Here is a 13,551-nt window from a genome sequence, read left to right on the forward strand (position 1 = left end):
TTGTTAACAGGAAATTATGAGCTGCTTAGTGCTTATACGTTTCTGTTTGGGTTATTCGGGTTATTTAGGTCATTGGCCGTGTTGGTTGTGGGATTGTTTATCTGCTCAATATCCACTTCCGTTTTGCGTACCGTGTCGCGAATGGTTTCTTCCCGCTCAGTCACTTCTTTGCCAAGGCTGATTTCTTCCACCACGCGGGCCTCTTTGCCTACAACGGCGCGCTCAGCACTCTCCGTAATTTCGATTTCGCCTTCTTTGAAAGCATTGAAATCAGCCTCCGTAGCCGGACGGTTTACGGCATGGCGCTCCACGTTTACGTGCTCTTCCCGCAGTCGCAGGTGCTCTTCTACTGGGCGCTCTACAATGCGGCTGCGTACGCGCACGCCGCCTGTCTGCTCTACACGCTTACCAACCTGCAACTGCTCTTCCATTACTTTCACCGAACCAGTCTGGTCAGTTTGGCCGGTGGTTGCTTGGGTACCAGTACCAGCATACGCGTTGCCAGTAGTGCCGGCACCGTATTGCGAAGCCACATCATCAACATCTACTGCGCCAAGATCATCGAGCAGGTCGCGGGCACGCTCGGCTTCCGAGGCCGACTGGGCGTGTACCGTTACCAACGATTTGCCGCTACGTACTACGTTCGAGTAGTTACGGGTTGTATTATCATCGTCGCCACCAAACAGGTTGCTGAAGAAATTACCGATTTTGTCGCCTGCATTATCTGCAACGGCTTCGGCGCGCGTGCCGGTGGTGTTTGTACTGGTATTAGCACCAGTAGTATAGTTGCTGCCCGAAGCACCCGTTTGATTAAAGGGTGCTACGTCAACGTAGTCCCGCTGAAAGCCATTCTGCTCAAGTTGCTGTACGGCACGCTGGGCCTCAGCGGCAGTGTTGAAAACTCCTATTACGGTATGTGCCATGTTGTTAAGGTATTTGGGTTGTGGGTGAAAGGATGATAAAAAATAGGGTAATGGTAAATCTTAAGTAGTTGGTTCAGAGGAGGAAGAGGGGTTAGGTGCTACGCGTTGTAAATGAATTTCCTCTTTGCGTAGCGTTACCTGTTGGGGTGTGCGCGTTTCCGTCTGATGCTTCGTGATGCGCACTTCTTCTACCAGCAGCAGCCGTTTTTCCACGACTAATACCTCCCTCAGAATAGGCATGATCATCGTGTCGCCCTCGTAGCGAACTGCCGGCGGAGTGGCTACATATTGGTTGATGGCCACGCGCTCCACGTTTACCTCTTCCTGAATAATAGGCACGTCTACGACCTGCTGTTCTTCATGCACCGTCTTTGATACCCGAATCCGGCCGGTCTCCACCACATCCTTTCCGATCTGCACTTGCTCTTCCACCACCGGTATTGTTACCTGTGGGTCAGGCATCTGGTAAGGCTGCTGGTTCTCGAAACGATTGTTGGAAGGCTCCATAGGTGGACACGCTTATATCATTGGTTACCTAGTGATACTCAGGTGTTAAATCATACGGGGTGCCTTCAGCTAAGTTGAAAATTGATCATAATTATATTCACGCTTTCTTCATAAAGCTCGACAGTTATGGCAGACACTTTTGCGTATATAAAAACATTTGAATACTAGCTTTCTTGTAAATGTAATTATCTTGAAAGCAATTAGTTATAATTGTTATGGTGACGGCTTTATCAGCATGAGTTGGAGTTTATGTCTCCTAGTTAAATCTAAGTTGGTAGCGTATTGCCCTGTGCGCAGCTAGCTCTGTTTACCAAGCGTCTTATGTAGAAAGCAAAGGCAGAGCCTGCCTCTGAACTTGTCATATAAATGACCAATATCTGAGAAGGATAAAGGCACGTCTATCTACTTTACGAAAATATTCGTAGATAAAGCTTGTTAGTACGATGAGTTTCGTATATGTTTGTCATACGAATCTCTTCGTACCACCATAACGTCCGAAATCAATGAGCAAGCCACCCCTCCCTAAGCCTACCGAATCGGAGCTGGAGATTTTGCAGGTGCTCTGGCAGCACGGCCCCACCACTGTTCGCTTTGTAAACGACGAGCTAAATAAAAAGCGCGATGTAGGGTACACCACCACGCTCAAGCTGCTTCAGCTCATGCTTGATAAGGGCCTCGTGCTCCGCGACGATGACAGCCGCACCCACGTCTATCGGGCAGCCTTGCGTGAGGAGGAAACCCAGGGCCTGCTCATCGACCGGCTTTTGGATGCGGCTTTTGGTGGCTCGGCGCTCAAGCTTGTGGTGCAGGCCCTGGGCCACCAGCGCACCTCTCAGGCAGAGCTGGACCAGATTCGGGATCTGCTAAACGAAATGGAAGAGCAAAAAAACACAACCGAGAAAGGAGGGACCAATGAACTGGCTTGAGCATCTTCTATCCCCAGCCGTTGTCCGGGCCCTAGGCTGGACTATCGTGCATTCGTTGTGGCAGGGAGCCGTAGTGGCGCTGGCATTGGCCGGTCTGCTGCTGTTGTTGCGTCAGCACACGGCGCGTATTCGCTACCGGGTGGCGGGTGTGGCGCTGGTCGCGATGCTGAGCTTGTCGGCCGTTACATTTGGCCGCTATTATCTGGCTGATAGCTTTGACAGAGAGGCAGTTATTCCCACTGCGTTGGCAAGTACAACTGCAACTACATCCACTGTTGTTCCTGCGAGTCTGGGGGGCAATTTGCCCTTGGTATATGCCTTTGATAAACACGCAGCACCTGCCACAACGGTACAGGCTGCTGCACCAGCCGCCGCCGATGTGTCGTGGCTGCCATATTTCGATCAACATCTGCCCCTTATTGTGACCGCGTGGCTGCTGGGCTTACTGGCTATGACGCTACGCTTTCTGGGCGGACTGGCGTATCTGGACCGCTTGCGGCACTACCGCGTGCGGCCGCTGCCGGCCGTATGGCAGCGCCGCCTGACGGAACTGGGTGAGCGGGCCGGCCTGCGGCGGTCAGTAACGCTGCTGGAGTCGGCGCTGGTGAAAGCGCCCTTGGTGGCAGGCCATCTAAGCCCGGTTATTCTGCTGCCGCTGGGCACCATTTCGGGGCTGAGCCAGGCACATCTGGAGGCCATTCTGGCGCATGAGCTGGCACATATTATCCGGCGCGACTACCTGATGAACCTCGTGCAGTCCATAACCGAAATTCTGTTTTTCTATCATCCCGGCGTTTGGTTTGTGAATGCCTGCCTGCGCACCGAGCGCGAAAACTGCTGCGACGATATGGCTACGGCCATGTGCGGCAGCCCGCTTACTCTGGCACAAGCGCTTACCGGCTTAGCCGAGCTTGGTCACGACCGTTTCTCAGCCCCCCGACTGGCGGTGGCTGCCGTCGGACCGGATGGCTCGCTGCTGAGTCGTGTGCGGCGGCTGGTGCAGCGCCGTTCGGCCCCTACATTTTCCGAAGGCTTTATGGCTGCCGTTGTGGTGCTGGGGGGCATTGTGCTGCTGGGCGTGAGCACGGCCTTCTCCATGGCTGATCCGCATTTCAAGATCAGCCGCAATGAGACAATGGCTGCGGGCAATACCTGGCGTGCTGAGCTGATGCCCGGTCTGCTGGTGGCCCCACCTGTTGCCAAAATTGCTCCCCAGGGTCCTTTATTGGAGGCAGTGGATGTGAACGACGAGGATAAGGACAAAGACAAAAAGAAGCGCCGTCGGAAGGACGATAACAACCGGGTAGTAATTATTCAGGATGGCGCGCGAAGCCGCCGCGACGCGGCAACGGTAGTACTGGAGCGCGACAAAAAAGGCCGCGTGACGGAAATGTATGTTGATGGAAACCGCATTGATGCCCAAGAGCTGAACGCGACGCGAAAGAAGAGCAAAGACGAAGGCACCCAAGTTATTCGCCTGAACTCAGGTCGGACTCTACGTGTGTTAGGGCGCAACGAATCCGAGTTTGACTTCGACGCCAATAATCTGAGAGTAATAGACCTGAATAAGGATGAGCTACGCCGCTCTATCCAGCTGTTGCGCCTGAACAATGAGTCAATGGCGTTGCTTAAGCGCAACCTGGATGGTAACGTCCAGATAATTCAAGGCGAGAACGCACGCCGACAAGCACTACGGTCGGCGGAGCAAGCATTGCGCCTTGCCGAGCAACGTGCTGACAGCGATGAGGAAAAAGCCAGAATCAGAGCGCAGTTTGATAATATCAGGGAAGAGCGCGAACGGTTGCAAGAAGCGGCTGAGGAGGAGCGTGACCGGCTACAGGAAGACCGTGACAATCAGCAAGTCATTCGAGAAAGAAGCCAGGTTGAGCGCGAAGAGCAGCGGGTAGAGCGGGAACGTGAGCGGGCGGCGCGCGATAAAGAACGGGCCGAACGGGCAGCACGAACCCGCAAGGCGGAAGACGCCATCATTGCCGAGCTGCTCAAAGACGGGCTTATTAAGGACAAGCAGAACTTTAAGTTTGAGCTTACCGGTAGCGAGTTGAAAGTGAATGGCCAGAAGCAGCCGGAAACCGTCTTTACGAAATACCGCAAGCTGTACGAAGAAGGCACTGCCCGCACGATAGGCGCCACCGGTAAAGTGCTGCTGAGCTACAACGGTGGCAACGTGAACCGCATTTACTCCAGCAACGACGGCTCCAGCACTTACATTATGGCTCCGCCTGCGCCACCTGCGGCTCCGGCCGCGCCCGCTGCGCCCGGAATACCTGCTGCGCCCGCCGCGCCTGGCGCAGCGGGCATACCAGCCCCGCCTGCCCCACCTCGTGCGCCCCGCGCCCCACGCCTTCCCGCGCCTCCCCGCGTCCCAGCTATCAATTCCGTGGATTTGGGCAACCAATTGCGGAAGGATGGACTGATTGGGAAGAACGACAAGTCGTATCAGTTTCAAATCAATGCCACCAGCATGACCGTGAACGGCAAGCGTCAGTCGGATGAGCTGGCGGCTAAGTACCGGCAGCTGCTGGGCGAAGGCAAGAACAGTAAGTTCAATATGAACATCTCCATTCAGGAGTAGCCTTTTTTTCTTCTTTTCTGGATAAAAGCCGGCTTTCTAACACAGAAAGCCGGCTTTGGTATTAAAAATGCCCCCCGCGGCAACTCTCGCCAGGCTTCGTGCATCTATTGGCTTACCGGCGGGAAATTCCGGTTTCACATTTACAGTATATGCGCCGAATTTTACTTTGTTGGTGTTTAGTATTGATCACCTCCATGGCTGTCGGGCAAAATTTGCCCCCCACAGCGCCGGCTCCTAATGCCAATGCAGCGCCCAAGCGTCAACTCCAGGCAGTCCGCCTCACCCAACCGATTAAGCTCGATGGCCTGCTCGATGAAGCCCAGTGGCAGGAGGCACCCATCGCCACCGATTTTATTCAGAATAGGCCAAACCCCGGCCCGCGCGAGAAGCAGCCGACGGAAGTGCGCGTGATGTACGATGATGCGGCCCTGTACGTGGGAGCCGTGATGCACGAGACCTCCGCCGACTCCATCATGCGTGAGCTGACGGCCCGCGACGACCTCGGCAACACCGACTTCATCGCCATCTTTCTCGATACCTACAACGATAAGCTCAACGGCTACAGCTTCTTTATCACGCCCGGCGGCGTGCAGCTTGATGCGCGCTACTCGCCGGCCAGTGGCGAAGATTTTGCCTGGAATGCCGTGTGGGACGCGCGCACGGCCCTGCGCGGTACCGATTGGGTCGTGGAAATGCGCATTCCGTATTCCGCCATTCGCTTTAGCGCCGTGCCGGAGCAGCTCTGGGGGCTCAACTTCATGCGCCGACGTAAGCGCGACAATCAGGACTTTTTCTGGAATGAGGTAAAGCCTGAAGCCGATGGCTTTGTGAATCAGTGGGGCCAGCTGCAAGGCATCCGCGACATCAAGCCGCCGCTGCGCCTGTCGCTCACGCCCTACGTATCCACGTATCTCAACCACTATCCTTACCAGGAGCAGGGCGTGCGTAACACGAGCTTCTCTTTTAATGGCGGCGCCGATATTAAGTACGGCATCAACGAGAGCTTCACGCTCGACGCCACGCTGGTACCCGACTTTGGCCAAACGCAAAGCGACAACGTGGTGCTCAACCTCACGCCATTTGAGGTGCAGTACAACGAGAACCGCCAGTTTTTCACCGAAGGAACCGAGCTTTTTAATAAAGGCAACCTCTTTTATTCTCGTCGGGTAGGGGCGCAGCCGGTGGGTTTTTACGCCGTCAATGGCCAGCTTAGGGAAGGCGAGCAACTGGTGAAAAATCCTGGTGAAACTCGTCTGCTGAATGCCGCCAAAGTATCGGGCCGGACAAGTAAAGGCTTAGGTATTGGCCTGTTCAATGCCTTAAGCAACGACGTATATGCCACCGTGCGCGACAGCACCGGACAGGAGCGCGACGTACTGACACAGCCTTTTTCGAATTATAATATCGTAGTGCTGGATCAGAGCCTGAAGAACAACTCCTACGTGAGTCTCGTCAATACCAACGTCACGCGCTGGGGCCAAACCTACGACGCCAACGTGACTGGGGGGCTTTTTCGCTTTGCTGACAAGAAGAATGCCTATGCCATTGATGGGCAGGTGGTGTACTCGCGCCGCCGCGGCAAGTCTTTCGCCTCCGACGCCGACGTAAACAACCAGGATGGCTTCAAATACCTGGTAGGGGTTGGCAAGATCAGTGGCAACTTCACCTGGAAAGTAAGCCATGGCATTGAATCCGATACCTACGACTCGAACGATTTAGGGCTGCTGCTCAGCAATAACAGCATCGAACAGGCTATCGACTTTAACTACAATAAGTACAAGCCGTTCTGGAAGGTGAACAATATGTACACCTATTGGGGCATCAGCAACGAGGTGTTGTATAGCCCCAGGCGCTACCGGAGCGTGGAGCTGTACGGTGGCGGCAACACTACGTTCACCAAGAACTTTATGACGGTGGGGGGCAATTTTGACGCCTCGCCGCGCCGCCACGACTACTTCGAGCCGCGCGTGTCGCCGCTGGGCCGCTTGTACGTGCGGGTGCCCGCCAACGTAGGCGGCAGCATGTTTGTGTCGTCCGATTACCGCAAGAAGCTGGCCTATGATATCAGCTTATCAGGCCGCTACTATGCTCAGGACCGGGGCCGGCCCAACCGTACGGGCCTCGGCATCGGCATCAGTCCGCGCTATCGGGTGAGTAATCAGCTGACTTTTCGCTACGACTTGAGCTGGAGCCGGCAGGATAACCAGATTGGCTACGCCGGCGGCATGAGCAGCCAGGAACCTCTGGACGAGCTTTATCTGGACGAGTCAGTATTGGGCCGGCGCCGAGTAGTTACCGTAACCAACACTGTTTCGGGGTCTTACACGTTCAATAACCGAATGTCGTTTACCATTCGCACGCGCCACTACACCAGCAACGTGCACTACTACGACTACCTGCGTCTGCTGGAAAAAGGTCAGGAAGAAGCCATCGACTACCGCCGCAACCGCGACACAAGCTTCAACGCCTTCAACGTGGATGCCGTGTATTCGTGGTGGTTTGCGCCCGGCTCCCAAATCAGCGTAGTATGGAAAAATGCGGGCTCCAGCTTCTTAACGGCCGACAAAGCCACCCCGCTTTACTTCGATAATCTGACCAACACTGTAAATACGCCCCACAGCAATTCATTGTCAATCAAAGTGTTGTATTATCTCGATTATCTGATGCTGAAGCGTAAGGGTATTTAGGTAAACGACGCACATTCTTTCTTTTTGTTCCCCAGCTACCACCCATGCCACAGCACATCGGCGCTCTCACACTACTCGTGCGCGATTATGACGAAGCCATCGCGTTTTACACCAGTAAGCTGGGCTTTGAGCTGGTAGAAGATACCGACCTTGGGCAGGGCAAACGCTGGGTGCTGGTAGCGCCGCCGCAGTCAACTTCCACTAGGTTGCTTTTGGCTCAGGCTGCCTCGGAGAAGCAAGTGCAACAAATCGGCAATCAGGCCGGTGGGCGCGTATTTCTTTTTCTGCACACCGATGATTTTCAGCGCGATTACACCTTGTATCGAGAGCGGGGCGTGCGGTTTCTGGAAGAGCCCCGGCACGAGAGCTACGGCAGCGTAGCCGTGTTTGAGGACTGCTACGGCAACCAGTGGGACTTGCTGGAGCAGCGCATTGCTTCCTAGTTAATCCGGGCTTCGCTCTGCAATCCTAATAGCTCGGCCGCTGCTCCGAAGGGGGATTTTTTGCCCCCATCACTTGCTCGCGTACCTCAGCCAGCTGCTTTTGTACGCGTGGGTTGGCGTAGAACCGCTCTTCCAGCTCCTGCCGGATGGCCTCGTGCAGCCAGTGCAGATTCTGCTCTTGCCGGCGCCGCTGAAAGTAGCCGCTGGCCAGCATTTGCGTTTGATACTGTTCTATTATCTCCCAGACTTCGGCCACGCCCGCACCCGTCAGCGCCGAACTGGTCGTAACGACGGGTGCCCAGCTAGAGGCGGCTTTGGGAAAAAGGTGAAGCGCATTCTGGTACTCGCGGCGGGCACGACGAGCCGCTAATTCATTGCCCGCATCGGCCTTGGTGATGGTCACGGCGTCGGCCATTTCCATAATGCCTTTCTTGATGCCCTGTAGCTCGTCGCCGGCGCCGGCCAGCATCAGCAGCAGAAAAAAGTCGACCATGCCGTGCACGGCGGTTTCGCTTTGGCCTACGCCCACGGTTTCCACAAAAATGACGTCGTGGCCGGCCGCTTCGCACAGGAGCATAGCCGCGCGGGTGCTGCGCGTAACGCCCCCCAGGGAGCTGCCCGCCGGCGAAGGCCGAATGTAGGCGGCTGAATGGGCAGCTAACTCACTCATGCGGGTTTTATCGCCGAGTATGCTGCCGCCGCTGCGTTGGCTAGTCGGGTCGACGGCCAGTACAGCCAGCTTTTTGCCCAGCTTGTTTACCAAATACAGCCCAAGGGCTTCAATAAATGTGCTTTTGCCCACGCCCGGCACGCCCGTAATGCCTATCCGAATGGAGCGGCCCGCCTGAGGCATAACCGCGTCGAGAACCTGCTGGGCAAGTTGTTGGTCGGTGGCCAAAGTGCTTTCCGCCAGCGTAATGGCGCGACTCAGCACCACGCGGCTGCCGGCCTGAATGCCGGCTACATACTCGTCTGCGGTGAAGCGTTTGGCCATATATGCGAGTTGCCCTTACTTGACGATGAAATTAGGCAAGCCAAACTTACTACGTTTGCCCCCAGACTGATACCATCGTCTTTGTAGCCACAGGCCAGGCCCGCAGCATTGGGATTTTCAATAACTCCCAAAAAGGGGTTGTCTTCGCGGGCCACGTATATTTTGCCATCCGGCCCCGCTGGAGCGCCCCGATTTTACGGTTTTTGGAGTCACCTATTTTAGTGGCTTTGCTGGTCTTCAAATCGAACTGCCAGATTTGGGCCGCCCCGCCGCCGGTGCCGTTATTGGTGCCGTAGAGCTTGCTGCCATCAGGCGAGAACTCTACACCATAGGCTTCTTCATAGGGGCCAAACTGGCGCGGCTTGCTCACCAAGCCCGTTGTGCGGTCGAAGTCGAAGACCTCGAACTTGTTGCTTTCGCGCCAGATTGCGGCTGCCAGCTTGTTGCCATCTGGCGAGAACTTCATGCAGCCGATGGCGTTGCGGCCCGGACCGGCGTGCATAGTGCCCACGTTGCTCAGAATAGGCTTCGTTTGGACGCCATCGGCCGTTACGAGGTAAGCCACAAAGGCATTGGAGTTCCAGCGGTGGCCCACCACCCACACGTCGCGGCCGTTTTGGTGGCGCACTGCCGCCAGCTTTTCGGCCACCGGCGAAATGAGCAGCATATTGGCGCGCGGCACGTCGCCGAGCCCATTGTCGCGGGTCATGTCCACTACGGAGTAGCGCATGCCGCCGGGCCTACCCTGAAAGTCGGTGGTGAACACATAGAACACGTTGCCGCTGCCGGGATCGGGCACAATCAGCACGCCTTGCGTGCTTTCCTGCCCGCCCATCAGCTTACGACCGTTGGGCATAGGCTGGTGCTGCCGGTTGAAAATAGTGCCTCCATTCGTGTAAAACAGCAACTGTCCGCTTTTGGTAGTAGCTACGGCGCAGTTCTCGTAGCTCACCATTTTGCTGTCGAGAAGGGGAGTGGGCTTGCCTTGTGCAAAGCTTAGACCCGCCATATTGCCGAAGTACCAGGTAGATTGCTCGGCCTGAGCCCATGCTGACGAGCTGGTAAACAGACTAATAAGTAGGAGCAGAAGAGGAAGTCGTTTCATAGAATTGCAAAGCGCCGGAGCAGATGTGGTAAGGGGCGCTACTGGAAAGAAAACGGAATTTCGTGCCAAGGTAATATAGCTAGTGCCGGCAGAGGCCCGTGAAAACCGGCGGTGAAAAGTAACAGATAGGCAGTTTACGGAGTTTGAATAAGATCTGGGGGCTTTTTTGAACTCAGCAAAACGCAAAAAAGCCCCCAGATCTTATACTTACACTGTCCTTCCTTATTCCGACCTGTATATGCTGCGCTCTTTTGCTCTGGTATTGTTGGTCAGTGGCTTTGCTTTGGCAACGCTGGCTCAGACGCCGCTTACTAAACCGTCCTTGCCTGAGCGGATCAAAGCTCAGCGGTGGCAAAAACGCGTTGTTGTTCTCTGTGCGCCCACGGCCGAATCAGCGGAGCTTAAGCAGCAAAAAGCAAGCATGGCTGCCGCCCAAACGCAGGTAAATGCACGCGATATGCTCATCTTGGAAGCTATTGAGACCAGCTTAAGCCCCAGTGAAAAGCAGTATGTGCGTCAGACGCTGGGTATAAAGCCAGGCGGTTTTGCTCTGGTGCTCATTGGTAAGGATGGTGGCGTGAAGCGCAAAGAAACCGAGCCCATCGACCCCAAAGCCTTATTCGAGACAATCGACGCCATGCCCATGCGTCGCCAGGAAATGCGTGAGAAAGACAGATAGGCTTGTTTAGCCGATACTCCGTATCACGCCGCCATCTACCCGTACGGAGGCCCCATTAGTGGCTGAAGCCAGCGGACTAGCTAGATACACGACCATATTGGCTACTTCCTTGGGCGTGGCAAAGCGCTGAAGCAACGATGACGGCCGGGCATTCTGGAAGAAATCGTGCTCGGCTTCTTCCTTCGATTTGCCTTCCGCGGATAGCTTTTGCAGAAAATCCTCTACGCCTTCGGAAGCTGTGGGGCCAGGCAGCACGGAATTTACAGTCACGTTGGTGCCTTTTGTCAGTTCGGCCAAACCACGAGCCACGCCAAGTTGGGCCGTTTTGGTGGTGCCGTAATGAATCATTTCCTGTGGGATCTGTAGGCCCGACTCACTGGAAATAAACAGGATGCGTCCCCAGTTCTGGGCAAGCATGAGCGGAAAATACTGACGCGAAAGCCGCACGCCGCTCATCACATTTATTTCAAAAAAGCGCATCCAGTCTTCATCCGTAATATCGGCAAACTCCTGGGGGGCAAAAATGCCAACGTTGTTCACCAGAATATCCACCGCGGGCACTTCGCGCAGCAAGTCCTGTATTTCGTCGGCGCGTCCAAAGTCTACGGCCACGCCGCGTACCTGGGCTGTGGGCGTTTGGGCCAGAATAGCTGCCGTAGCCGCCTGAATCCGGGCTTCGGTACGACCCGTAATAATGACGTGGGCACCTTCGGCGGCCAGCTGCTGGGCAATGGCCAGGCCGATGCCAGCGGTAGAGCCTGTTACTAAAGCTATCTTATTTGTGAGGTGCAGATCCATTCTATTTCAAACGATAAAGTGAGAGTCGTTAAACCAGTGAGCCTTTATTTTGTATGTTAAGCTTTACGGTTAGCGGCTGAGTTAGTCGCCTGCTACAGCGCCAGCCTACTTAGCGCTGCATCCGTATTGATTTCGTGCCTTTTTATTTACAACACACTTACCGCTCATATGTCGTTCTCATCCGCCCGCCCCGAAGATTTACTGTTTGATGCCGCCCGTCGGGGTGATGTTTCTTATTTGAAAGAATTGATTGCCACCAACATCGACGTTAATACGGTGAATGGCAAAGGCTTTACCCCACTGATTGTAGCTGCCTACGATGACCAGCTGGAAGCTGTTAAACTTCTGCTGGATGCCGGCGCCGATGTAGATGTGCAGGATGCCGGCGGCAACAATGCCCTTATGGGCGTCTGCTTCAAAGGCCACGCCGAGGTTGCCAGCCTGCTGATAGCGCACGGTGCCGATCTGAACCTACAGAATGGCAACGGCGGCACGGCCCTTATGTTTGCCACCTTGTTCGGACGCAATAAGCTGGTAAAACTCATGCTCGACGCTGGCGCCGATACTACTATTCGCGATATCCGGGGTCTTACCGCGCTGGACTTGGCGGTGCAGCAAGGCAATGAGGAAGCTTTGCAATTGCTTCAATAACTGTTCAGCCACCTTACTGCCCATTTGCCGTATAACCCGAAATTGCTTCTGAAACGCTCGTTCTGAAGCCAATAACGAGGATATACATATTCTGCTGATGGACAGTTTAGCCAGATTTGCCCCCACATCTATGCTTTGCTTCGCATTGTGGTAGGTTTGCTTTTCGCAATGCATGGTAGCCAGAAACTACTAGGTTTTCCCGGTGATAAGCCGCCCGTGGAAATTGCTTCGCTCATGGGCCTAGCCGGAATAATAGAGCTGGTCGGCGGCCTCCTGATTGCCTTCGGCTTCCTGACACGTGTTGCGGCATTTGTAGCCAGCGGCACCATGGCGGTAGCTTACTTTATGGCTCACGCGCCGCAGGGGGCAATTCCGCTGTTGAATCAGGGAGAGCTGGCGGTTGTGTACTGCTTTGTGTTTCTGTACATCGCCGCCCAAGGCTCCGGACCCTGGAGCGTAGATAATTTGATCCGAAAGGATCGGCGCGATGTGTTGCCGCGTTAGTTGATAAGCTTCGGCTTTGTATAAAAGAATCTTTCAAACAACAGGCAGTCATAAAAGAAGCGCTGGCATATCTAACACCCATTAGATATGCCAGCGCTTCTTTTATGACTGCCTGTTCTAATTAATGATAAGCAGATTAAGCCGGCTTTGTCAACAAGTAGTACGCATAACGCCGGCCCATCCTCACTTCCTGCTCAATCTCGAGGGTAACGAGCTGGGGCTCGAAGCCACATTTTATTGCGTTTTCCCAAAACTCCTCAATCCGGTAGGTTACCATGTGAGGCATATTTTGGGCGTAGCCCCAACGATGCGGCTTGCTAATGGGAGTATGGTCAGCATAGCGAATCTCAATAAACGCTTGCCCACCCGGCTTTAACATTTTATAAGCAATATCCAGCACACGGGAGCCATAGGCCTTGGTAGGGAAAACACAAAAGACGTAGACGCAGAGAAACAGATCAATAGGCTCCGTGATGACGTTAAGAACCGTCTCGGGAGTACCAACTTTAAACGGCACCGGAACAAAATTGTGGTAGCCTTCCTGTATTAATTGCTTTTGGCATTCCATAACACTGGCCGTTGTAACATCAGCGCCATAATAGCGACTCGAGCCGGGGGCGAAGTGCACTGCATTGGCCCCCCGCCGCAACCCCAGTCGACAATAGTAGCCGGCTGATTATCCACAGTTGCTACGCCAGCCAAGCGACGATACGTGTCGTAATTATGACGACCCATCTTGAG

13 protein-coding genes are annotated in these 13,551 nt (G+C 54.7%); 7 read left to right on the top strand and 6 right to left on the bottom strand.

Features of this window, described 5'->3' with window-relative positions; translation table 11 throughout:
- Nucleotides 1-32: 32 nt before the first annotated feature.
- Together H9L05_RS11670 and H9L05_RS11675 are read right to left on the bottom strand one after the other, a co-directional pair.
- A complete protein-coding gene (locus H9L05_RS11670) occupies nt 33-923 on the bottom strand; it encodes a YsnF/AvaK domain-containing protein (RefSeq protein ID WP_187731152.1) in 891 nt (296 codons plus the stop codon).
- A 60-nt stretch (nt 924-983) separates the two neighbouring features.
- Nucleotides 984-1,430 (bottom strand): YsnF/AvaK domain-containing protein, encoded by a 447-nt coding sequence (locus H9L05_RS11675; RefSeq protein WP_187731153.1) that lies wholly within the window; start codon nt 1,428-1,430, stop codon nt 984-986.
- A gap of 503 nt (nt 1,431-1,933) precedes the next feature.
- On the opposite strand from H9L05_RS11675, the gene H9L05_RS11680 reads away from it, so the two are divergent.
- The 4 genes from H9L05_RS11680 (at nt 1,934) to H9L05_RS11695 (ending at nt 8,079) form a co-directional block, all read left to right on the top strand.
- Nucleotides 1,934-2,356: a BlaI/MecI/CopY family transcriptional regulator gene (locus H9L05_RS11680; protein WP_187310073.1), complete on the top strand. Its 423-nt coding sequence runs from the start codon at nt 1,934-1,936 to the stop codon at nt 2,354-2,356.
- Nucleotides 2,343-4,949: a M56 family metallopeptidase gene (locus H9L05_RS11685; RefSeq protein ID WP_187731154.1), complete on the top strand. Its 2,607-nt coding sequence runs from the start codon at nt 2,343-2,345 to the stop codon at nt 4,947-4,949. Before H9L05_RS11680 ends, H9L05_RS11685 begins: the two co-directional genes overlap by 14 nt.
- Nucleotides 4,950-5,143: 194 nt before the next feature.
- Entirely contained in the window at nt 5,144-7,636 is a 2,493-nt protein-coding gene (locus H9L05_RS11690) for a DUF5916 domain-containing protein (RefSeq protein WP_187731155.1), read from the top strand.
- Between the two features lie 44 nt (nt 7,637-7,680).
- Entirely contained in the window at nt 7,681-8,079 is a 399-nt protein-coding gene (locus tag H9L05_RS11695) for a VOC family protein (protein ID WP_187731156.1), read from the top strand.
- Nucleotides 8,080-8,104: 25 nt separating this feature from the next.
- On the opposite strand, the gene meaB is transcribed toward H9L05_RS11695, so the two are convergent.
- Nucleotides 8,105-9,073: a methylmalonyl Co-A mutase-associated GTPase MeaB gene (gene meaB / locus H9L05_RS11700; protein ID WP_187731157.1), complete on the bottom strand. Its 969-nt coding sequence runs from the start codon at nt 9,071-9,073 to the stop codon at nt 8,105-8,107.
- Nucleotides 9,074-9,122: 49 nt separating this feature from the next.
- Entirely contained in the window at nt 9,123-10,178 is a 1,056-nt protein-coding gene (locus tag H9L05_RS11705) for a hypothetical protein (RefSeq protein ID WP_223284378.1), read from the bottom strand.
- Nucleotides 10,179-10,416: 238 nt separating this feature from the next.
- On the opposite strand from H9L05_RS11705, the gene H9L05_RS11710 reads away from it, so the two are divergent.
- A complete protein-coding gene (locus H9L05_RS11710) occupies nt 10,417-10,857 on the top strand; it encodes a DUF4174 domain-containing protein (protein ID WP_187731158.1) in 441 nt (146 codons plus the stop codon).
- A gap of 6 nt (nt 10,858-10,863) precedes the next feature.
- Here H9L05_RS11710 and H9L05_RS11715 read toward each other — a convergent pair whose 3' ends face one another.
- Entirely contained in the window at nt 10,864-11,655 is a 792-nt protein-coding gene (locus tag H9L05_RS11715; RefSeq protein WP_187731159.1) for an SDR family NAD(P)-dependent oxidoreductase, read from the bottom strand.
- Between the two features lie 168 nt (nt 11,656-11,823).
- Here H9L05_RS11715 and H9L05_RS11720 point away from each other — a divergent pair, with 168 nt between their 5' ends.
- Both H9L05_RS11720 and H9L05_RS11725 read left to right on the top strand, forming a co-directional pair.
- Complete coding sequence (locus H9L05_RS11720) at nt 11,824-12,306, top strand: ankyrin repeat domain-containing protein (protein ID WP_187731160.1); 483 nt, start codon at nt 11,824-11,826, stop codon at nt 12,304-12,306.
- A gap of 135 nt (nt 12,307-12,441) precedes the next feature.
- Entirely contained in the window at nt 12,442-12,810 is a 369-nt protein-coding gene (locus H9L05_RS11725; protein WP_262892505.1) for a DoxX family protein, read from the top strand.
- A 136-nt stretch (nt 12,811-12,946) separates the two neighbouring features.
- Here the strand turns inward: H9L05_RS11725 and H9L05_RS11730 are convergent, their stop codons facing one another.
- Nucleotides 12,947-13,459: a class I SAM-dependent methyltransferase gene (locus tag H9L05_RS11730; protein WP_223284379.1), complete on the bottom strand. Its 513-nt coding sequence runs from the start codon at nt 13,457-13,459 to the stop codon at nt 12,947-12,949.
- Nucleotides 13,460-13,551: the final 92 nt, after the last annotated feature.

It is taken from the genome of Hymenobacter qilianensis (assembly GCF_014489555.1).
In the GTDB taxonomy this organism is placed as follows: Bacteria; Bacteroidota; Bacteroidia; order Cytophagales; family Hymenobacteraceae; genus Hymenobacter; species Hymenobacter qilianensis.